This window comes from Nocardia sp. MDA0666 (genome assembly GCF_003023875.1).
Lineage (GTDB): Bacteria > Actinomycetota > Actinomycetes > Mycobacteriales > Mycobacteriaceae > Nocardia > Nocardia aobensis.
This window is the reverse complement of sequence record NZ_PYHT01000001.1, coordinates 198,426-218,723: the sequence shown is the minus strand read 5'-3', so window position 1 is coordinate 218,723 and position 20,298 is coordinate 198,426. Positions and strand designations below refer to the sequence as shown.

The 20,298-nt window shown below is 67.6% G+C and carries 22 protein-coding genes; 13 read left to right on the top strand and 9 right to left on the bottom strand.

Annotated features, from left to right (window positions below; translation table 11 throughout):
- Positions 1-38: 38 nt before the first annotated feature.
- Both C8258_RS01030 and C8258_RS01025 read right to left on the bottom strand, forming a co-directional pair.
- The gene (locus C8258_RS01030; RefSeq protein ID WP_199195533.1) at positions 39-956 is read right to left on the bottom strand and encodes a carbohydrate ABC transporter permease; all 918 of its coding nucleotides are present in this window, start codon (positions 954-956) and stop codon (positions 39-41) included.
- 43 nt (positions 957-999) lie between these two features.
- A complete protein-coding gene (locus C8258_RS01025; protein ID WP_233224806.1) occupies positions 1,000-2,322 on the bottom strand; it encodes a sugar ABC transporter substrate-binding protein in 1,323 nt (440 codons plus the stop codon).
- Between the two features lie 226 nt (positions 2,323-2,548).
- Here C8258_RS01025 and C8258_RS01020 point away from each other — a divergent pair, with 226 nt between their 5' ends.
- On the top strand, positions 2,549-2,932 hold the full coding sequence (locus C8258_RS01020) for a hypothetical protein (protein ID WP_106953452.1): 384 nt from the start codon (positions 2,549-2,551) through the stop codon (positions 2,930-2,932).
- A gap of 359 nt (positions 2,933-3,291) precedes the next feature.
- A complete protein-coding gene (locus C8258_RS32145; protein WP_146161127.1) occupies positions 3,292-3,558 on the top strand; it encodes a hypothetical protein in 267 nt (88 codons plus the stop codon).
- A gap of 281 nt (positions 3,559-3,839) precedes the next feature.
- Here C8258_RS32145 and C8258_RS01005 read toward each other — a convergent pair whose 3' ends face one another.
- Positions 3,840-4,334 carry an SRPBCC domain-containing protein gene (locus C8258_RS01005; protein ID WP_106953449.1) on the bottom strand — a complete coding sequence of 165 codons (495 nt, stop codon included), beginning with the start codon at positions 4,332-4,334 and terminating at the stop codon, positions 3,840-3,842.
- 88 nt (positions 4,335-4,422) lie between these two features.
- Here C8258_RS01005 and C8258_RS01000 point away from each other — a divergent pair, with 88 nt between their 5' ends.
- The 3 genes from C8258_RS01000 to C8258_RS00990 all read left to right on the top strand — a co-directional run bounded on the left by C8258_RS01000 (position 4,423) and on the right by C8258_RS00990 (position 6,056).
- Positions 4,423-4,764 (top strand): helix-turn-helix transcriptional regulator, encoded by a 342-nt coding sequence (locus tag C8258_RS01000; protein WP_106953448.1) that lies wholly within the window; start codon positions 4,423-4,425, stop codon positions 4,762-4,764.
- On the top strand, positions 4,757-5,293 hold the full coding sequence (locus C8258_RS00995) for an SRPBCC family protein (RefSeq protein WP_106953447.1): 537 nt from the start codon (positions 4,757-4,759) through the stop codon (positions 5,291-5,293). The genes C8258_RS01000 and C8258_RS00995 overlap by 8 nt, the downstream gene beginning before the upstream one ends.
- Positions 5,294-5,378: 85 nt before the next feature.
- Positions 5,379-6,056: a GNAT family N-acetyltransferase gene (locus C8258_RS00990; RefSeq protein WP_106953446.1), complete on the top strand. Its 678-nt coding sequence runs from the start codon at positions 5,379-5,381 to the stop codon at positions 6,054-6,056.
- On the opposite strand, the gene C8258_RS00985 is transcribed toward C8258_RS00990, so the two are convergent.
- Positions 6,047-6,559, bottom strand: coding sequence for an SRPBCC family protein (locus C8258_RS00985; protein WP_106953445.1), 513 nt, complete (start codon positions 6,557-6,559; stop codon positions 6,047-6,049). The genes C8258_RS00990 and C8258_RS00985 overlap by 10 nt on opposite strands.
- Positions 6,560-6,654: 95 nt before the next feature.
- Between C8258_RS00985 and C8258_RS00980 the strand changes: the two genes are divergently transcribed.
- The 7 genes from C8258_RS00980 (at position 6,655) to C8258_RS00950 (ending at position 13,350) form a co-directional block, all read left to right on the top strand.
- On the top strand, positions 6,655-7,311 hold the full coding sequence (locus tag C8258_RS00980) for a TetR/AcrR family transcriptional regulator (RefSeq protein ID WP_158271186.1): 657 nt from the start codon (positions 6,655-6,657) through the stop codon (positions 7,309-7,311).
- Between the two features lie 193 nt (positions 7,312-7,504).
- Positions 7,505-8,632: a DegT/DnrJ/EryC1/StrS aminotransferase family protein gene (locus tag C8258_RS00975; protein WP_106953443.1), complete on the top strand. Its 1,128-nt coding sequence runs from the start codon at positions 7,505-7,507 to the stop codon at positions 8,630-8,632.
- 18 nt (positions 8,633-8,650) lie between these two features.
- Complete coding sequence (locus tag C8258_RS00970) at positions 8,651-9,589, top strand: NAD(P)-dependent oxidoreductase (protein WP_199195532.1); 939 nt, start codon at positions 8,651-8,653, stop codon at positions 9,587-9,589.
- Between the two features lie 2 nt (positions 9,590-9,591).
- The gene (locus tag C8258_RS00965) at positions 9,592-10,707 is read left to right on the top strand and encodes a hypothetical protein (RefSeq protein ID WP_199195531.1); all 1,116 of its coding nucleotides are present in this window, start codon (positions 9,592-9,594) and stop codon (positions 10,705-10,707) included.
- The gene (locus C8258_RS00960; protein WP_106953984.1) at positions 10,704-11,621 is read left to right on the top strand and encodes a DMT family transporter; all 918 of its coding nucleotides are present in this window, start codon (positions 10,704-10,706) and stop codon (positions 11,619-11,621) included. Before C8258_RS00965 ends, C8258_RS00960 begins: the two co-directional genes overlap by 4 nt.
- Entirely contained in the window at positions 11,618-12,604 is a 987-nt protein-coding gene (gene galE / locus C8258_RS00955) for a UDP-glucose 4-epimerase GalE (RefSeq protein ID WP_106953440.1), read from the top strand. The genes C8258_RS00960 and galE overlap by 4 nt, the downstream gene beginning before the upstream one ends.
- Positions 12,601-13,350 (top strand): polysaccharide deacetylase family protein, encoded by a 750-nt coding sequence (locus C8258_RS00950; protein WP_106953439.1) that lies wholly within the window; start codon positions 12,601-12,603, stop codon positions 13,348-13,350. The genes galE and C8258_RS00950 overlap by 4 nt, the downstream gene beginning before the upstream one ends.
- 39 nt (positions 13,351-13,389) lie before the next feature.
- On the opposite strand, the gene C8258_RS00945 is transcribed toward C8258_RS00950, so the two are convergent.
- Complete coding sequence (locus tag C8258_RS00945; protein ID WP_036510052.1) at positions 13,390-13,656, bottom strand: hypothetical protein; 267 nt, start codon at positions 13,654-13,656, stop codon at positions 13,390-13,392.
- 63 nt (positions 13,657-13,719) lie between these two features.
- Here C8258_RS00945 and C8258_RS32430 point away from each other — a divergent pair, with 63 nt between their 5' ends.
- Positions 13,720-13,857 (top strand): Rv1535 domain-containing protein, encoded by a 138-nt coding sequence (locus C8258_RS32430; protein WP_157170327.1) that lies wholly within the window; start codon positions 13,720-13,722, stop codon positions 13,855-13,857.
- A gap of 38 nt (positions 13,858-13,895) precedes the next feature.
- Here the strand turns inward: C8258_RS32430 and C8258_RS00935 are convergent, their stop codons facing one another.
- The 4 genes from C8258_RS00935 to C8258_RS00915 all read right to left on the bottom strand — a co-directional run bounded on the left by C8258_RS00935 (position 13,896) and on the right by C8258_RS00915 (position 20,297).
- Complete coding sequence (locus tag C8258_RS00935; protein WP_106953437.1) at positions 13,896-14,327, bottom strand: hypothetical protein; 432 nt, start codon at positions 14,325-14,327, stop codon at positions 13,896-13,898.
- A 603-nt stretch (positions 14,328-14,930) separates the two neighbouring features.
- Entirely contained in the window at positions 14,931-15,710 is a 780-nt protein-coding gene (locus C8258_RS00925) for a Mut7-C RNAse domain-containing protein (protein ID WP_106953436.1), read from the bottom strand.
- A 36-nt stretch (positions 15,711-15,746) separates the two neighbouring features.
- Positions 15,747-19,019 (bottom strand): arabinosyltransferase domain-containing protein, encoded by a 3,273-nt coding sequence (locus tag C8258_RS00920; RefSeq protein WP_106953435.1) that lies wholly within the window; start codon positions 19,017-19,019, stop codon positions 15,747-15,749.
- A gap of 603 nt (positions 19,020-19,622) precedes the next feature.
- Complete coding sequence (locus tag C8258_RS00915; protein WP_199195530.1) at positions 19,623-20,297, bottom strand: hemerythrin domain-containing protein; 675 nt, start codon at positions 20,295-20,297, stop codon at positions 19,623-19,625.
- Position 20,298: the final 1 nt, after the last annotated feature.

Here is a 20,298-nt window from a genome sequence, read left to right as displayed (position 1 = left end):
CGGCGGAGAACGGCACGATTCGCGGTCGCTGTCGCCACCTAGGCCTCGCTTTCGTAGGCGTTGCCGCGGGTGAGTCGCAGTTGCAGCAGCGTCAGCACCAGCAGGATCGCGAAGATCACCCAGGCGAGGGCGCAGGCGTAGCCGATGTCGTCGAAGGAGAAAGCGTTCTGGTACAGCATGATTCCGAGGACGTAGGTGCCGGTTTCGGGACCGCCCTTGCCGCCAGTGAGGACGTAGGCCTGATCGAACACCTGGAACGAGTTGATGAACGTGATGACGAACGAGAACACCAGCGCGGGCCGGATCAGCGGTACCGTGATCGAGCGGAACCGGCGCACCGCTCCGGCGCCGTCGATCCGGGCGGCCTCGTAGACATCGGTCGGGATGCCCTGCATCGCGGCGAGCAGGACGATGGTGGCGAAGGGGACGCTCTTCCACACACTGACCAGGCACAATGAGAACATCGACCACGCGGGGTCGGTGAGCCACGGGACCGGTCCGATTCCGATCCAGCCGAGCGCGGTGTTGAGCACGCCGTAATCGGTGCTGAAGGTGAGCCGCCACACCACCGCCATCGCGACCGTCGAAGCGACCAGCGGCATGAACATGATGCTGCGAAAGATGCCGATACCCCTGAGTTTCCGGTTCAAGGCCGCCGCGACGACGAGACCGATGACGATGGTCGGGATCAGCGTGCCCGCGGTGAAGATCACCGTATTGCGCAGGGCCACCCAGAACAGCGGGTCGTGCGCGAAGAGCCGGCGGAAATTGTCGAAGCCGATGAACGTCGGCGAACTGAACAGATCCCATCGGTGCAGACTCAGGTACAGCGTGAACACCAGGGGGAACGCCATGAATACCGCCACCGCGATCAGGTTGGGCGCGATGAACATTCGGCCCGCGGCAGCCTTGCGCCGGCGCAGCGCGGAACGCCGTGGTTTGCCGAGTGTCGTCATAGCGGCGCCCGGTCGGCACAGCGAGCCGCTGCGCGATTGTCGCTCACTGCGCCTCCAAGAGATCGTTGATCTGTCCGGCGAGGCCCTGCTTGAACCATTCCGCGGAGGCGGCGCCGCGAAACACGTGGTCGTATCCCTGTTCGATGACCGCGTCGACGCGGGGCCACGCGGGCGTGACCGGCAGGTTGTTGGCGTGATCGCCGCCGTGGAACACCTCGAGGTTGTGCACTCTCTCGTGTGCCTGCGCGAACCCGTCGGAGGCGAGGGCCGATTTCAGTGCCGGGACGAACAATCCCGACTTCGCGATGACCGCCTGACCGACGGGTCCGGTGGCGAATTTGACGAATTCCCAGGCCTGTTCCTTGCGCGGGCTGTCGGCCGCGATGGACAGGCCGGTGGTGCCGATATCGGAGCGAGCGGCGGTACCGCGCGGGCCGACCGGCAGCACCGTGACGTCGAAGTCGAGGTCTGGCTGACCGGTGTAGGCGCTGTACATCCAATGCCCGGACAACGCCATCGCAGCCTTGCCCTGGGCGAACATATCCGATGACGAAAGCGATTGCTGGAATTCGATTTTCGGCATCACCCGGTGCCGGGTGGACAGGTCGGTGTAGAACTGGACGCCCTCGATGAAGGCGTCGTTGTCGATATTGGTGTGAGTCGGGTCGATGGACGGGGTGAACCATTCCACGCCGTTGTTCATGCCGAAACAACTGGCGGAGTAATAGACGGTCCAGGGGTCCACGAATCCCCACTGGGTGACGTCGCCGGAGCTGTCGCGTTTGGTCAGCGCCTGTGCCGCGTCGAGGAATTCGTCGAAACTCCAGGCGTCCTCCCAGCGTGCGGGCGGCGGTGGGAGTTTGGCGTCGGCGAAGAGTTTCTTGTTGTAGTACAGGAAGATTCCGGCCCACTGCTCCGGTAGCGCGTGCTGCGCGTTCTTGTAGCGGAAGGTGTTGTACAGCGCCGTCGAGCTGTCCTTCTTCAGCTCGGCCGCATACGCCGGGTCCTTGTCGAGGATCGTGTCGAGGTTTTCGAAAATGCCGCGTTCGGCGAGGAAGGAATAGGACAGGTCCCACGACATCAGTACGTCCGGACACTTGCCACCCGCGCAGTAGGTGAGGATCTGGGTCTGCGGATCGGGGCCGGACATCTGAGTCCGGATCTTGATGTCCGGATGCAGCTTGCGGAACTCGTCGATGATCGTCAGCCGGACCTTCGCCTCATCGGGTTTGGCCTGGAAGAAGAAGGTGAGCGCATCCTCGTCGTGGTCACCGCAGCCGGTCATCGAGGATGCGGCCGCTGCCGCCCCGGCCGCCGCCGCACCGCGCAGAAGTGTGCGCCGGTCGAACCTCCGAGACGATGCCACCCACGCCCCCGTTCGGCTACAGCAAGCGAATTTCTTTGCAGACGAACGTAATACCGCAGGGGCCTATCCGTCCGGAAAACACACGAGAGACCGGTCGAACGCACCTCTGGCTCCTGACCGAGTCGGAGCGCGCGGATACGGGACCTGCTGGTCAAAAACTGGTCCACCCCCTCGATGCCCGCGCGCGGCATACTGGAGATACAGCGCCGACTTCGGGAGTATCGAGATGGCAACCAACGGGCCTTTCGGGATCGATCCGGAAGAATTCGAGCGCGCTCTGCGCGAGGCCGAAGTCGAGGTGCGTGACCTGCTCGGAAAGGCCGCCGGATACCTCGACCGCACCACCGTGAATTCGCTGACGTCGCTGTTCGGTCAATTCGTTCAGCCGGAGCGGACGCGATCGCCGGAACCGGACGACACGACGACCGGGGAGACCGGCAGCGGCGTGTGGGCCGTCTACAGCGTCGACGACAGCGGCGAGGCCCGGGTCGAGCAGGTATTCCCGACCGAGCTCGAGGCGTTGCGCGCGCACCGCGACAACACCGATGAACGCCGTAAGGTGCGATTCCTGCCCTACGGCGTCCCCACCAGCGTGCTCGACCAGACCTGAGGGCGCTGACCCCGAGAGATATCGCGGTTCGCGCACTGTGCGGACGCGATGAACGCTTACTTGTGCGATCAACCGGACAGCTCTCCGGTACCTGGATGCCGAAAATAGGTACGGGCATAGGTAGATCTCCCGTCGCTGATCGTGTGCCGGCGAAGCAGGCTGTGGGAACAGATCGCACACTATCGCTCGGGGTCACCATGAATGCACAGCAGCGGCAGAGAAGTCGTTCCGGCGCGATCCGCAGTGCACGCGGGGCGCACTCGCCGCGACCGCGGACGCTGGACGAGACAAGATCACGGCCGAGGGCCGAATACGATTCGTTCTGGGTCCGCTCGGCGCTGAGTCAGCTGGAGTTTCTCGTGTCCGGCAGGTCGATCGGCGCGGAAACGAAGTCGATGGTCGAATTCGCGATCCGGTGGGCGCCCTTCGGCGGTGCGAGTTCCGGGGATCTCCTCGTGACCTTCGGTGTCGAACGCCGGCGGTTCCTCGAATTACTCGCCGAAGGGCTGCGGGTGCGGCGATCCGACGACTCCGAGAAGCAGTGGCTGAAGCGGAGGCTGGCAGACGCGTTGGCGGCGGCGTGGTCCGTCGACGGCGGCGCCTCGACCGGAGCCCGGCAGTGCTGACCCTCGCCGAGCGTACTCGGCTGCTGTCCCACGGGGATGTGCATGTGCGAATCTGGTTGGGCCGAACGGCCTTCGACTATCGGGCGACGGTCGCGGCGGCGGTCAATCTGATTCACGACTGCCGTCGAAAGCGTTGGTGTGCGATCGAAGTATTGCTGCACAGGATCGAGGAATCACTCCCCGAAACGCGCTTGCCGAATGAACGATTGTTCCTGGACCCGCAACCACTTCGGCAGTGCGGGTAGTCGGAATTCGGGTGGGCGGCGATCCACGTCACACTGTCACGCTCGGGTTTTGTGTGGCGGCGCCGCGTTCGCCAGGGCGAGGGCTTGGGGGTCCTCATCGGGTTGGCCGGTGCCGGTGGCGATCAGATCGTGCAGGCTCGTGTCGATGTAGAACGACCAGCCCTTGCGGCAGACGTCGAAGCATTCGAAGGCCGGGGTGAGACCGACATGGGTGAAGCGGAGTTCGGTGATGTCGGTGCGGCGGGTGATCTCGAAACGAATCGTGGTGCCGTTCCATTCGGTTCGGTCGTCGACGAGGGTGAGCCGGGCATCGAGGACGCGCCAGACGACGCGTTCGTGAGGGACGACCTCGGTGACCTCGATGGTGGCGCGATGTACGCCCGGGACCTCGTACGTGAAGACGTCTCCGGGCTTTTCGCTGCGTCCGGTGAGAGTTTTCGACCACCAGCCGCGCACGTCGAGTACGGCGTCGAAGAACGTTTCGGGGGTTCGGTCCACGGCGAAGGTCGTCGAGAAATTCTGCTCGGTCATGGGATTCTCCCTGAAGGGTGGATGAATCGGTCGTGATATTCAACCGATGGGTTGACAGTAGGCGTGCGGAGACGGAATAGTCAACCATGTGGTTGAGAATTCCTCGGAACAGCTCGACGTGGTGTTCCATGCGCTGTCGGACTCCACGCGCCGCTCGATGCTGCGCACCCTGGCGCGGCATCAGTGCAGTGTGGGTGAGCTCGCGGCCCCGTTCGACATCTCACTCGCGGCCGCGTCCAAGCACATCAAGGTGCTCGAGCGGGCCGGGCTGGTGCGACGCAGCGTGCGCGGGCGCACACATCTGTGCCGGCTCGATCCGCGCCCGCTGCGAGAGTGTGCCGAATGGGTGAACTTCTACGAGCGCTTCTGGGGTGAGAGTCTCGACGCTCTGGAAGCCGCGCTGCTACAGGAGGATTCGCGGGATGAGTGACTACGGCGAGGTCGTCGAGCCGGGCACGGTTCGCATCGAGCGATTACTGCCCGGACCGATCGAACGGGTGTGGGCCTACCTGACCGACGTCGACAAGCGGGCAACCTGGCTGGCCGGCGGGCTGCTCGAACAGGCCACCGGCGGCCGGGTCGAACATATCTTCCGGATCCACGAGCTCACCGGCGAGGGTGATCCCGCCGAGGTGGCCGACCGCAGGCACGGCGAGGTGCTCGAATGGGAGCCCCCGTATCGGCTGCGCCACACCTGGAGCACCGGCGGCGGCCTCGCCGACTCGGACGTGACCTTCGCGCTCGAGCAGGTCGCCGACAAGGTCCGGCTGACCGTCACCCACCGCCGGATCCCGACTCGCCGCGAAATGCTCGATATCGCCGCAGGCTGGCACACTCACCTGGACATCCTGCAAGCCGGACTCGCGACATCTCCACCCGATGCGTTCTGGCCGAAGTTCCATTCCCTTCGCGCGGAATACGAATCGCTGCTCCCTCCGGAATCGTCGGATCGTGGCTGATCTCGGCGGCCAGGCCGTGACCCGACGAACGACCCACCCCCGGCTGTGTCACGAGGCTGTAACCGCCTTTGTCGCAACACATGTCGTGCGAGCGAACCGGTCGAGCGGCGGCACACTGTCGAGCTGGTTTCGCACCGGCGCTCCCAGCGAGGAACTCAACGGCGTCCTCCGGGTGGGCGATGCGAGCTCGCACGAGATCGAGCGGTTGCGAACGCTGGTCGACGGCGTGCCCTCGAGCTGGCATTTCTGGCGAGACGTCGATTCGCCGGAGATTCCGCACCTTCTACGCCGGAAGGGGTTGGCGCTGTTCGAAATCGAACCGTTGATGATGCTCGCCGGTCCGGACCGAATAACGCATGGGGAACGCGAAGAGCCGGAGCGAATCGAGGCCGTGACCGATGACGCCGGCCTCGCCGAGTGGGCGGGGCTCTGGTCGGGTGCGACCGACACCGCTGCCCTCGTGGCCGGCCTGCGCCAGGGTGTGGAGCGAGGCTCCACCCGCTACCTGCTTTGGCGTGAAGGCGGCGAGGTGCTCGGCTGTGCCGCGGTCGTGACCAGTGCTGCGGGCGCATCGCTCGAACACATCGTGACCCGTGCCGATCATCGTGGACAGGGCATCGGCAGCGCGCTCACGCGGCACGCTCTGATCCTCGCGCTCGAAGCGGGTGCTCGCCGGGTCGTACTCACCGCCTCGCCGGACGGTGAAGGGATCTACCGCCGCCTCGGTTTCGTCACCGTCGGATATGTCGAGCGCTATGCGTGATCGGCGGTGCGGCCGGGATCCGGGCCTGCGTCGCGCTGTTCATCATCGAGGGAGGGTTCGGCCGCCGCGATGAGCAGGTTGTCGGCCAGATCTCCGAGGAACCGGAGCAGGAATCGCTTCCACAGCCATCCGGTTCCGGGGATGCGTTCGATGAACTCGCCCGACCATCGCACGGTCGTGGTGCCGTCGTCGTGGGAAGTGAACTCGACCCGGGCGTGGTAGTCGCGGACCGGCCAGCGGGTCAGTATTCGGTAGGCGTGGACGTGGGGGCGATCGTCGACGGTGATCTGCTCGGGGGTCCGGAATCGCGGTGTGCCCATCAGCCGCACCCGTCCGACGATGTCGTCGCCGACCCCGGTTTTTCCGTCGCGCCAGGTCGCGTAGGTGATCAGCGGGCCGGCCCATCGGGGCCAGCCCTCGGCGTCGCGTATCAGGTCGAACATCGCCTCGGGTGCGGCGGGCCCGCGACGGTCCAGCTGGTAGGTGAACTTTCGGCCGAACATGCCGGCTCCTCTCCGTGTCAACCGACCGAAATATAACAGAATGATGTTCTATTATTGGTGTATTCCGGATGCTCGGTCCGGGTGGGAGAGGTGCGATGACAGGGGAGAGTTTTCAGCGCGCGCGTACCGCTGCGCAGCGTGCCGAGCGGGTACATGCCGTCTTGGCGGCCACCCGGGCGTTGCTGGCAACCGTCGACGTGACATCGCTGTCGTTGGGGGCGATCTCGCGCGAAGCGAACTTGGCGAGCTCGAATGTATTGCGCTACTTCGGCTCTCGCGAAGCCTTGCTGCTCGATCTCATGGACGTGGAGTACCGCACATGGACCCCCCAACTGGAGACGACAGTGCGGCAGCATCGCGGACCGCTCGACGTCGATCAGGTGGCGGCGATCGTCGCCGGTGATCTGGCCGAGCGTCCGATCCTCGCCCGGCTCATCGCCGCCTCGGCGGAATTGCTGCAGTACCCGATGCCGGAAGCGGCACGCGAGCGGTGCCGCGAGCAGGGACATCACAACCGAGCCGAGCTGGCCCGCATCCTCACCGCAGCCCTCGGCATCGAACTGCGAGCCCCCGACCAGGCGTACCTGGTCGCGGGATTCCACGCCGTCGTCACGGCGGTATCGGCATGGTCGAATCAGGCGACGTTCCCCGTCGAGACCACCAGTGCGATCCGTGAATTGCTGGCCATCCAACTACAGGGCCTGATCTGCCGCCGCGCGGGTGGACATGACGCACACGATCGCCGTCGATGACATGTGGCACAGGTGGGCCGATTCGCGAAGTCGCTCCGGCGACCGGCGCCGCCGCTGCCGAAACCGCTCGAATAATCGCTGGTAGAGGCGCTGTCCATGTAGGATGGCGTACTGGTTGGTCGATATGTGTGGTGCCGCGGCCGGAGTCCGGCCGTGCCGACGACGGATATTTCGCTGACGAGGAAAGGCTCGCATGCAGATACCGGCCGCGCGAATCCTGTTCACCGACGATGACCGAGACGAAATCGCCCGTCGCGTCTCCACGGCGCTGAGCACCGGCGCACTGACCCTCGGGCCCAATACGAGAGAGTTCGAAGCCGATTTCGCCGCTGCGCACGGGGCGCCCTACGCCGTCGCCGTGAGCAGCGGAACCGCCGCGCTGGAGATCATCCTGCGCAGTATCGATGTGGCCGGGCGCGACGTCGTCGTGCCGGCGAATACTTTCGCGGCCACGGGATTTTCGGTGCTGCGCGCCGGTGGCAACCCGGTCTTCGCCGACGTCGACCGCGATACGTTCGCACTGTCGCCCGAGACCGTGGCGGCCGCCCTGAGCCCCGACACCGCGGCCGTCGTGCTCGTCCATATCGGTGGACTGGTCTCGCCCGATGCGGCGGCACTGCGGGCGCTGTGTGACGACCGCGGGATCGCCCTGGTCGAGGATGCGGCGCATGCGCACGGCTGCGGCTATGGCGGCCGGTTCGCCGGTTCGTTCGGAGTGGCGGGCGCGTTCTCGTTCTACCCGACCAAGGTGCTCACCAGCGGCGAGGGCGGCATGATCGTGACCGGGGACGAGCGAATCCGCGACGAAGCGGTGATCCACCGGGACCAGGGGAAGGCCGGCTTTCTCGGCAACGTCCACATTCGCGAGGGCTATGCCTGGCGGATGAGCGAGCTCCACGCCGCGGTCGGTCTGGTCCACCTGCGTCACCTTCCCGACTTTCTCCGGGTGCGCCACGCCGCGGCGCGACGCTACGACGCGGCAATCGACGCCATGGACGGATTCGAGCGGCTCGTCGTCGGCCCCGAAGGGCGCAGCAACTATTACAAGTACATCGTCCTGCCCACCGACGACATCGACCGGGCGCAGTTCAAGAAGGCGGTCAAGGAGCGGTTCGAGGTGTCGTTGAGCGGTGAGGTGTACGAGGCGCCGCTGCACCGGCAACCGGTGTTCGAGCGCTACGCCCGCCGCCGGCTCGAGGTCGCCGACGACATCTGTGCCCGCCACATCTGCCTGCCGCTGCATTCGGATATGACCGATGCCGAGGTCGACCATGTGCTGGCGGCGCTGCGCCAGGTCCGAGACACGCTGACGGGAGGCTGAACACTTATGCGGATCGGAGTGACAGGCGGCTCCGGCTTCATCGGAGCCCATGTGATTCGCCGGCTCGCCGAGTCCGGGCACACCGTGTACGCCCTGGATACGGTGGCCCCGTCGAGACCGGACCCCCGTGCGCGGTTCCGCCGGCTGGACGTCCTCGACCCGGCTGCCGTGCTCGACGCGTCGTCGGATCTCGAGGTGATCTTCCACTTGGCCGGGATGTCGAATGTCGATGTCGCGCAACATGATCCGCTGCGGACGGTCCGGTTGAACGTGGACGGCACGGCCCATGTTCTGGAAGCGGTGCGGGTCCACGGCCTGCGCCGGATGGTGTTCGCGAGCACGGTCTGGGTGTACGGCGCCGCCTATGACACCTCCGGCGGGACCGAGCCGCTGACGGAGGCGGCGCCGATGGCGCCGGCCAAGGCCGGCCACATCTACACCTCGACGAAGATCGCGGCGGAAACGCTGATCCACAGCTACGCCGAGACCTACGAGGTGCCGTTCACGATCCTGCGCTACGGCGTGCCGTACGGGCCGGGCATGCGAGACGAACTCGTACTGGCCCGATTCGTCCGCAAAGCCCTCGCGGGTGAACCCCTGACCATCGCCGGGGACGGCAAACAGTTCCGCAACTACGTGTTCGTCGAGGATCTCGCCGACGCGCATGCGCTGGTGCTCGACGACGCTGCCGAGAACCAGGTGATCGCGCTGGAAGGAAACGAGCGCGTGAGTGTCCTCGACATGGCGGAGGCGGTCCAGGCGCGTTTCCCCGGTACCACGATCGAACACGTTCCGGCGCGGCCCGGCGACTTCCGTGGCATCGAGGTGTCGAACGCACTGGCGCGGACACTGGTCGGATGGCGGCCCACGACCTCGTTCCAGGACGGTGTCCGCCGGTACGTCGAGTGGTATCTGGCGGAGCATCCCGACACGGCAGCCGCACACGGAAACGGGTAGCCATGGCGACGCCCTCCGCGCTGCTGCTGTCCGGCTCGCTCGGCATGGGACACGACGTGATGGCCGAAGCGTGCGCGGTGTCGCTGCGCCGGCGTGGCTGGACGACCGACACCGTCGACAGCATGCGCATGATGGGGCACCGTCGAGGTGGGCTCGGGGAAGGGGTATTTCGTGGCATGCTCGCCGTGCCGGGCCTGTACGACGCCTTCCACTTCGGGCAACTGCGTTCCGGAGGCCGGCTGGCGCGGTTCATCGACGCGGCATCCTGCCGTTACCTCGTGCCCGCCCTCGACGAACGGCTGCGTGACCGGCCGGTCGAGTTGCTGGTGTCGGTGTTCGCGACCGGCGCCGCCGCTGCCGGCCGCATCAAGGAGCGCCATCCCGATGTCGTGAACGCGGTGTTCTGCACCGACACCTGTCCCCATCGCTTGTGGGTCCACGACAACACCGATCTATACCTGGTCACCTCCGATCCGGCGGCTCGCTACCTCCGGCGCTTCGACCCGGACGCGGAGATCGCGGTGGTGCCCGCGCCGGTGCGCCCGCAGTTCTACCTGGCGCCGACGCAGGCCGCGGCGCGGGAGGCGCTGGGCGTGCCTCCGGATGCGGAGTGCGTGTTGCTCATATCGGGGGCCTGGGGTATCGGCCCGCTGGTCGAGGCGGCCGACCTGATCGCGCGCACAGGCGTCCATGTGCTCGCGGTGGCGGGCCGCAATGCCGGACTGGAATCCCGATTGCGATCGCTTGCCGCGGCGACGGACCGGGTCGTCCCGTTCGGTTTCACCGACGAGATCCCCACGCTGATGGCCGCTGCCGATCTCGTCGTCACCTCGTCGGGCGACACCTGCGCGGAGGCGAGAGTCATCGGCCGGGACCTGCTGCTGCTCGACGTCGTGCCCGGACACGGCCGGGAAAACCTTCACCAGGAGCTCGTGCGCGGAGGCGCCGCGGTCACGTCCGCGCAGCCGGAGGCGATCCGGCGTTCCGTGTCGGCGTGTCTGCAGCGGGTGGAACCATCGTCGGCTCGGGTCGCCGTCGAGCCCACGGCGTGGGAGGAAGCGTTCGGCGCCGTGCTGGAACGGGTCGGGCCGGCCGGCTGGGCGGCGCCCGCGCCGTGAATCAGTCGCTGACCCACGGATTGCCCGCGGTGGTCGTGGCCGCGGCACTGTACGGTTGCGCGCCGGTGGTGCAGGCCGCGGCGGCGCGGCAGACCGCCCCGGGCGGCGGCCTGGGGCTCGCGCTGTTGGCCCGGCTGGCCGTGCGGCCCCTGTGGCTGCTCGGATTGGCTTGTGAGATAGGCGGTTTCGCGGCCGAGGCATACGCGTTCTCGATCGCGCCGGCGACGCTGGTCGCACCCTTGCTGACCCTGGATATGGTGTTCTTGGTCGTGCTGGCCCGGCGCGGGCTCGGTGAGCGGCTGGCCGCCGTGGGCCGGTACGGGATCGTCGCGATGGTGCTCGGCACCGGGCTGATGGCGTATGCGTTCGCCGGCGAATCATCCCTCGGTTCCCCGGCTTCGGACGGACAGATGGTGTTGTTCGCCGTCGTGGGCGCGGTGGCCGCGGGAGCCGGGGCGGTCGCCGGGGATCTCGGGTCGAGAACCGGCCGGGCATGGGTCGCCGCGCTCGGTTTCGGCGCCGCGGCAGGAATCGCCTACGGCATCGCGACGGTCGCGACACGGCAGTTCGGATTGACCTTCGATGTCCACGACCCCTGGCGGTTGCTCGCCACCCCGACACCGTATGTGCTGGCAGTGTGCTCGCTGCTCGCGATCAGCCTGCTCCAGCGCGGACTGCAGGCGGGCGCGGCCGTGCTCACCTTCCCGGTCACCAGCGTCGTGTCCTCGCTCGTTCCCGTCGTGCTCGGGATCACCGTGCTCGGCGACGAGGTACCCGGTGGCCGGGCGGGTGCCGCCTTCGCGGTCGCGTTGGTGGCGATATCCGTCGGTGTGACATGTCTCGGTCGCGACCGCGCGGCGGCCGCGCGCGAGATCGAGGCGGACACCGGCCTGACCACGAGGAGTGCAGGGTGACCTGGCTCGTGACCGGTGGCGGCGGTTATATCGGATCGCACGTGGTGCGCGCTCTGCTCGCGGCCGGAAGGCCGGTGGTCGTCCTCGACGACTTCTCGACCGGCCGCCGTGCCGTGATCCCCGACGACGTCGCGACGGTCGCGGCGTCGATCACCGACTTCGCGGCCGTGACCGCCGTCCTGCGCGACTACGAGATCACCGGTGTCGCCCACCTCGCCGGCCGGAAATCCGCGGTGGACTCGGTGACCCATCCGCTCGAGTACTACGAGCAGAACACGGGTGGCACGCGCACCCTGCTCGCCGCGATGCATGCTACCGGCGTCGAACATCTCGTATTCTCCTCCAGCGCAGCGGTATACGGTTCGCAGACCGGTGACGGATCGGTCGGCGAACACGCACCGCCGCGCCCGATCAACCCCTACGGGCGCAGCAAACTCGTCTGCGAGTGGATCGTCGCCGACGCCGCCGCGGAATTCGACAGGCTGAACTCGACCGTTCTGCGCTATTTCAACGTCGCCGGGGCGGGCGGCCCCGGGCTCGGTGACCGGAATGCGACGGGGTTGGTACCCAATGTCCTGCAAGCGATTTCGTCCGGTCGCCCCCCGGTCGTCTTCGGTGCCGACTACCCGACGCCGGACGGATCCTGTGTCCGCGACTTCGTGCACGTGCTCGACGTCGCGAACGCACACGTCAGTGCGGCCGAACGGCTCGAGTGTGGACAGCCGGGTACTTCGATCTACAACGTCGGAACCGGGCGCGGGTACTCGGTATTCGAAATTCTCGACGCCGCCCGCGCGGTGACCGGTGAACGATTCCGCCATCTCGTGGGCGACCGACGGCCGGGGGACCCGCCCCGGGTGATCGCCGACATCGCAAGGATCGGCGACGAACTGGGGTGGCGGGCGCGGCTGGGACTGGCGGAGATGCTGGGCAGCGAATGGGACGCCCGGTGTGGTGTGCGAGGCGGGCTGACGGGCGCATGAAATCCGTTGTCGCGCAAGTGGCGACCGCCGGTGCCGGTGCGGTCCTGCTGAATGCCCTCCCATCGGTCACGGCGATCTCGACGGTTCGCACCCGCCTGACCCCCGGCCTGTCCGGACACTCGGAGACCGGCACGGTCGCACTGACCTTCGACGACGGCCCGGACCCGGAATCGACGCCGGCCATCCTCGACGCACTGGCCGCCGCGCGCGTGCACGCGACGTTCTTTCTGCTCGGCTCGATGCTCGAGCGGGCGCCTGCGCTCGGCGCGGAGATCGTCGCCGCCGGGCACGAGGTGGCGGTGCACGGGTGGAGTCACCGCTGCCTGCTGGCGCGCGGGCCCGTATCGGCGTACCGCGACATCGCCCGCGGGTATGACCTGATCACGGAGACGACGGGGAGCAGGCCGCGGCACTACCGACCGCCGTACGGGATACTCTCCGCCGCGGCGCTGGCCACGGCCCGGCGGCTGGAACTGACGCCGGTGCTGTGGACGGCGTGCGGGAAGGACTGGGTACGGACCGCCACGCCGGACACCGTGGCATACCGGGTGGTCCGCGAACTTCGGCCTGGTGCCACCGTCCTGCTGCACGACTCCGACTGCACATCGGCGTCCGGCGCGTGGCGCGCGACCCTCGGCGCGATCCCGCGGATCGTGGACGAGTGCGCCGAGCGTGGCCTGGTCGTCGGCTCTCTCGCGGAGCGGACCCGTACCGCTCGGCAGGCTCCGCGCAGCCGCACCGGGTAGCCCGAATGCTGGGACTCACCTCGCCGGCACGGCCCGGTGTCAGGCGTCTTCGAGGGCTTCGCCGATCTCGTGGGCCACGCGGTTGTGTTGATTCTCCGCGAGCCAGTGGCCGCCGGCCAGCACCAGCGCGACCGGCCATTCGATGATCTCCGCGGCGGCCAGGGCGCCGAGTGCGCCGTAGTAGGCCAGCTGTTCGGGGCGGGGGACCGGTACTCGGCCGAGCAGGGGAAGTTCCACCGCGAAGCTGTGCGCGGCCATGACCTTGTCGACCGCGTTCCGGTGGCTGGTGTGCGTTTCGTCGGCCATATGTTGCCTCCCGGTCATGTGATATTCGGGATCTCGACGCCTGGGTTCGGCACAGTGTCCATCGTGAGGACATCTGAGGTAGGCGGCCGGGATCCGCTGACGGGCGCACTGACGCAGGTGCTGACCGTCCCGCTGCGCGAGTTGTACGCGGTGTTGTGGCGCCTGGGCGTCATCGACGTCGTCGGCGAATCCTCACGCTGATCGCCCCACGCTACGCCGTGAGCCTGCACCGCCGCGGGCTAAGCCTTGCTCGTTGCGTGCCGCGATCCGGTCGCGGTGTCCCCGGCGGTGGTCTTCCCCTTGTCGTCGCTGGGGAGGGCCGAGCGCTCACCGGGTGCCTGCTGCTCGTCACGCGCGGCAGGAACATCGGTAGCGGATGCGTGTCGCTGGTCCGGGTGCGAAATGAGCTTCCGGATCACGAGTGCGGTGCCGCCCACGCCCAACAGCACAGGCCAGTCCACGACTCCCGTGGCTCCGATCGCGGCCAGCGTGAGCGCGGCCGCCGGCGTCGAATGACTGCCGCTGCTCAGTCCGCTGCGCACGCCGGACACGACGCCCTGCATACCGCCGAGAACACCGTTCACCGCAGCGCCGCCCACCGCCCCGGCTGCGGATGTGGTCGCATCGGCCGTCCACGAAATTGCTTTTACCCCACCCTCGAGAAGGTCCATCGTCACTCCCTTGAGTTCACCTTGTGGACATCTGCGAGCAAGCTGCAGTCTACTCGTGACAAGGGGGCGCACCGGGGGCAGCGACCGAGATGAAACATGCCCCGGCACCCTGCGGCGGCCGGGTCGAACACGTCCTCCGGGGGCGTAGTGGCGACGAGCCTCGATCGGTCGATCACGCCAGCCGCCGGTCCGGGTCGCCACGGGTGCCGCGGCGCTCCGGTTGTGCGGATCGCGGGCGGAGCGCCCTTGTGATCGATGCGGCGCCGGGCGGAGAATCGGTGAGTGGTAGTCCGAACTCCGGCGAAAGAAATTGTGATGTCTCGAAGGATTGGTCTTGCCGTCGCCACAGCTGTCACCACGTTGACCTTGGGAGCCGCCGCCCCCGCGATCGCCTCGGCCGCGGCGCCTGCGGCCGCCCCACCGGCGACCAGTGACACAGCCGCTCAGGGGACGCAGATTCAGTGGCTCTCCGTTTGCCTGAACCTACCTCTCGGATCGGCGAGCGTCAGCTTCTGCGTCTAGCGTGACACGGGTGCCCGGCACCGGCTGCGCCGGTGCCGGTAAAAGCCTGTCGCCCTTGTGGTCCTGAAAAGTCCGTCGCATCTACTCCGGAGTGGGATGCACCTCTCCATCGGATCCGACCGCGGCTCGAATTCTGGTGACCAGGTCGTCGAGTCGCCGCTGATGCGAACCCTCCCAGTAGATCCGGCGGCAATCCCGGCATTCTCTGAAAGTGTCGTAGTACTTGCGGGTGAGTGGTTCGAGCCTGTCGATGACGTCCTGTTCGGCCACGTCGGTCAGCAGCCCCCCACAGGGCAGGCAGCGGCTGAACGGTATCAGCCGGTCGGCGAGATCGAGCCGGCGGATCACCTCCACGAGCTGATCGAAGGGCCGGTTCGAACGCACGAAGACGCCGTGGGTCACGTTGCGGCGCTTCAGGAGTCCGCGGTCGCGGGTGAGGATGATCCGGTGTTCGTCCGCGGCGGCCGTCGCCAGCGCGGCATCGTCGATGTCCGAGGGGATTCGGGCGTCGAGGCCCATCAACCGCATGAGCCGGGCGAGCCCGCCGAGATTGACGTCCACGATGAAACGCGGATCGCGCAGCGGGCGGGGACGGACCCGCGTGGACGGCCCGATGTCGAGGGTCTCGAACACCGGGTAGGCGGCGAGCCGATCGCCCGGCCGCGGGTGGTGACCGAAGTCGACGGACTCACCGTTCACCAGCATGAGGTCGACCTCGGTATGCGGGATGCCCGCGGCCTCGACGATGTCTTTCACGGTCTGATGCGGACGGATCGGCCGCCGCTGCGCGACGTACCGTGCGCCCGGCGGCACGAAGTCGTTCAGCTCGGCATACACCCGCAGCTCGACACTTGCGGTCATGCGGCCATTGTCGTCCTGCTCCGGGACGCGACGCGATTACCAGGTGTAGATATGCCCCGGTGACCACAGTCCGCTGTGGGTCTCCTGGGTGACCGCCGGGTTCGCCGGGACCGCCGAGGGATCGATGGGCGTGAGGCGTTGCAGTTCGCCCCAATCCTGGTCCCAGTCGAAGGCGAGGTAGGTGGCCAGGGTCTGCGAGCGCAGCAATTGCTGACTCCAGCCCAGCGGACCGCCGCCCGCGTGGCTTTCCCAGATCGTGGTGTCGGCCGCGCCCAGGCGGTTGGGCAGGATGCGCCAGTCCGGTACCTGGGCGATGCCGTCCTTGTGGTCGAAGGGGCGCTGGCAGGGGAACTGCAGGCCCACGGCCCAGTCCAGGAGTACCGGTTGCTTCGAGCCGACCAGGTCGTTGAGGGTGTGCGTCTTCGGTATGCGCGGGGGAGTCAGCGCCACCCAGCGCTGCGGATCGAGGTTGTGATCCTTGGCCACGATGCGGATCACGTTGGCGGTGGCGGGAATTCGGTCCAGGGGGACTCGCAGGTTCCGCCACGACGGCGCCGGGCCGATGTCGATCGGGGTCACCCGTCCGAGAGCGTGTGCGCTGGTCGGGGAGTCGGTGCTGCCGTATTCGATCTCCACCGGTTCACCGCCGACATATCCGTTGTTCGGACCCACCGCCTGGATGCGCCCCGCCGCGGCGATCGAGACGATGTCGCTGCGGTCGTGCTGGGCGGGCAGACGGTACCAGCCGGTGACGAGATCGGCGGGCTGCTCTTCACCGTAGGTGCCGAGTTCCGGCGTGGTCGCCGCGTCGAGCCCGTACGGCAGTGGGGCGCCGCCGGTTTGGGTGGCCGACTCGCCGGTGCCGGGTTTGTCGCCGAAGGATTTGGCGATGCTGCTGGTCTCCTCCTTCTCATCGGGAGACATGACGTCACCGACGCCGTCGGGCACGAATCCGCGCGCACCGGAGGTGAAGGTGGAGAACTGGTCGCCGACCAGCGGCTGCATCATCGAGGCGTTGGGATCGGTTTCGACCAGGACCTTGTTGGCCAATCCGCACGGATTACCCACTACCGCATGGATATTCGAGGATGCCAGCGAGAATCCCGGATATTGCGTCACCGCGCCCGCGGTGAACGAGAACACCTCGAACACCACCAGGATCGCCGCGGCCGCCATCAGCGGCGGGAACTTCGCCAGACGCCACGCGCGCGGCGAAACCCGGTGCGGGATACCGGGTTTGGGCGCCCGCACATGCCACCAGATCGCCAGCAGCAGGCACAGCGCGGCGATGATCAGGAAGATCTTGCTGAACCCGATGCCGAGAACGGCAGGGGGCTCGTTCCACCACGGGACGCCGAAACTCGATACCCACCACCACTGGTTGACGCTGGTGAAGATCTGCGCCATCGCCAGCGCCACCACCGCCGCGAACAGGGCGCGGTTGCGTGGTGAACGCATCACCCGGGGCCCCACCGCGACCGCGGTGAGGACCGCCACCGATCCCGCCAGCCCGGCGTACACCCCGTTGTGATGGGTGAATTTCGTCGGGCAGGTCGCCATCAGCACCATGGCCCCGAAGGTCACACCGAGCAGCCGCCGCGCCGGTCCGGGCGCGGTGAACGGAATGCGGCCGCCCTTGCGCAGCAGAACGAAGACGCAGACCAGCAGGCTCAGCCACATCGCGACCATGCCGAAGCGGCGGGCGATGGAACCGTCGGCCGACGGCATGAACAGCCACTGGTAGTTCAGGTAGTCGTTGTACCAGGGGTCCGAGGGGCCGACGATGTTGTGCACGCGCTGCATCTCGAACATCGCCGAGAGCGGTTCGACGGCGAAAGCGAAGGCCAGCACCAGCATTCCGGCCGCGGCCAGCGGCGCGAGCAGCGCCCCGTACGCCCGGATCCAGGCGGCGGCCGGCACCGGGGTTCCGTGCCGGGCACCGGCGAGTTCACGCGCTCGCGGGACACCGAATCCGACGGCCGAACGCAGTCCCGCCAGCAGCGGCGCCAGACAGATGATCCCCGAGGGCGCGGCGGTGAAGCTGAACGCGGCGATCAGGATCGCGAGGGCATACGGCAGCAGCCGGTGCGTCGCGATGGCGCGCTCCACGAGGCACCAGGTGAGCAGTACGCAGACGGCGACGACCGGCTCGGGCCGCAGCCCGTTGTTGTAGGGCAGCCACACGGCCAGGAACGCCAGCGCGCCCGTCCACACCGCCACCTTGTCGTGGCGCACGGCCACACCGAGCCGCGGGATCACCTCCCGGCTCAGCGCCAGCCAGGTGACCACGGCCGCCAGCAGCGTCGGCAACCGCATCCACGGACTCGCGACGCTGATCTCCGACATGTGCGCGATGATGTCGTACGGAGGCGTGCCGACCGGGTTCTCCGGGACGCCGAAGAACCGGAAGTAATTGGCCATATATCCGGACACCAGCGAGGTCCGTGCCATCCCGAACTGATAGCCGTCGTCGGAGGTGGTGGCCCCGATGAAATGCCACAGCAGCAGCGTGGCGAAGACGACGAGGTCGACGCCGGTGAACGTGCGCCACCGCAGCGGAAGCAGCCGCCTCGAACGCCGTCCGTCGGTGCGGTCCAGCCGGTACAGCGCCGCCAGGGCGACCAGCGTGAACACGACCGCCAGGACTTCGGCCGCGCGTTTGAGGACGGTCGGCGTCACCGAGAACCGGCTGTCGACCTGCGCGACGACCTTGGCGCCCTCGGCCTTGGGGAGGTCGCTGAAGATGCCGACCACCTGGGGCCGCCAGTCACCCGGCGGCAAGGTGGCGGCCGCGATATCCGATCCGGTGATACCGACCTTGGTCGACGACATATCGGCGTGCACGGTCAAGGTGCCGTCGGCTATCGCATCGATCGGTGTGGTGAGCAGCGACTGATTGCGCAACACGACCTCGAGTTGCGCGGGCTTACCGTCCTGTGCCGGTCGCACGCGCGCGACGAACCCGTACTTCTCCAGTTGCGGCGCACCGGCGGGCAGCGTCGACGCCAGCACGCCGCCGTGCGCGCTCAGTTGCGCCATCGACCGGCCGGGAATGGTGGCATCGAATGTCAGCGGCGCGTAGGTGACCAGCGGCGCGTCGACACTGCGGGCAGAGTCCTGTTGCGGCCACGACAGCGTGGTGTGGTCCACCTTTACGGGCAGCAGCGGCACCGCGACGGCGCACAACGCGCCCAGCAGCCCGGCGAGGAACGCTATCGGTCCGGCCCAATCGCCGCGCTGTCTACCCGAGGCCCTGGGTGTCGCGCCTGCAGTAGGCGCACCGTCCGCCCTCACCATCGTGTCGACCACGGTCGCCGATGCTAGCGTGACGCTTCTGTTATCCGGTATTTCGTCTGTTGTTCTCAGTCTGCACTCAGGATCTGCGGCCGAGTCGACGGCGGGTTCCGAGGACCCGGACGCCTCCGGTCGGCGAGTTGCCCGCGGGCCCGACATCGCCCGCTGATCGGACGGTCGATTCAGGGCGGTGGCAACAGCTTTCACGGGGCGCTCTCACTCAACCGCGGTTGCTTAACTCACGTAACTATTCGGCGGGGTATTCCGATCGACAAGGTGTGCGGGTTGCTCCGGCGACCTGCTCGATCCACGGTCTGCAGACATCGATCGTGGGTAACACGCTCTCGGACGGGAGGAGACGCGGTGTTGCTGTATCTGATGATTGTCGTCGTGGCCACGGTCGGTTCTGCCGCCCTGGCGGCGTACGGAACTTATGCCGGAACTCATCGCTCGGCGCCGCGGCGAGAACGCCTTTCGATGCCCGCGCGGACCCATGTCGCGGGCGGATATGCCGTACGGGTTCGCACCTGTCGTGCCGTGGGCGGAAGGTCGGTCGGAAGTCGTTCGTAGTCGCCGCGCGAGTGCACACCCGAGGGTGAGCGTGCCGCGGGTGGTGGCTCACCACTCGGGATCGCGGCGGTAGATCGCGCGATACTCCCGGGCGAAGCCGCGACGCCCGAGCACCCGCCAGGCCAGGCGTGCCACAGGCGGCATCTCCGCGAGAAGTTTGCGCCGCTGGGATTCGGACGCCGTGTGCATCATGAAGCCGAGAAAGACCAGTTGGCGGTTCTTCGGCATCTGCGCGCGGCCGCGCTCGCCGAGAGCCCGCCACTCCGCGACGGTCATGACCTCCTCGACCACGGACAGGACCTGGCGTTCCTCTTCGGCCAGGTGCTCGTCCAGGGCGGCGGCGAGCGCCCGCAGGGTTTCGGCGAGCCGATCGCGCACCGAAGCCGATGCGGCCGCCGCGAATTCGTCCGCAGCACGCCGCGCGCGCCGAACCAGCTCCGCGATGCGCTCGTGCTGTTCCTCCATGCGCAGTATCGCGCCGGCATGCATCGGGGCGCGTTCGAGCAGCAGCGGCCACATCAGCTCGTCCTCGCCGGTGTGATGCTCGTGCAGTCCGGTGCACAACTCGTCCAGGAATGCCGCGAGCTGCCGGGCGCGCTCGACCTCGCCCGCATCGACCCGGGCGACGAGGCCGGGAAGCGCGCGGAAGTGACTGCGAAAGGCGTTGTGCACGACGAGCATGTCGAAGGTGTCGGGGCGGGTGGGCGCGAGGGCGGTGGGCATG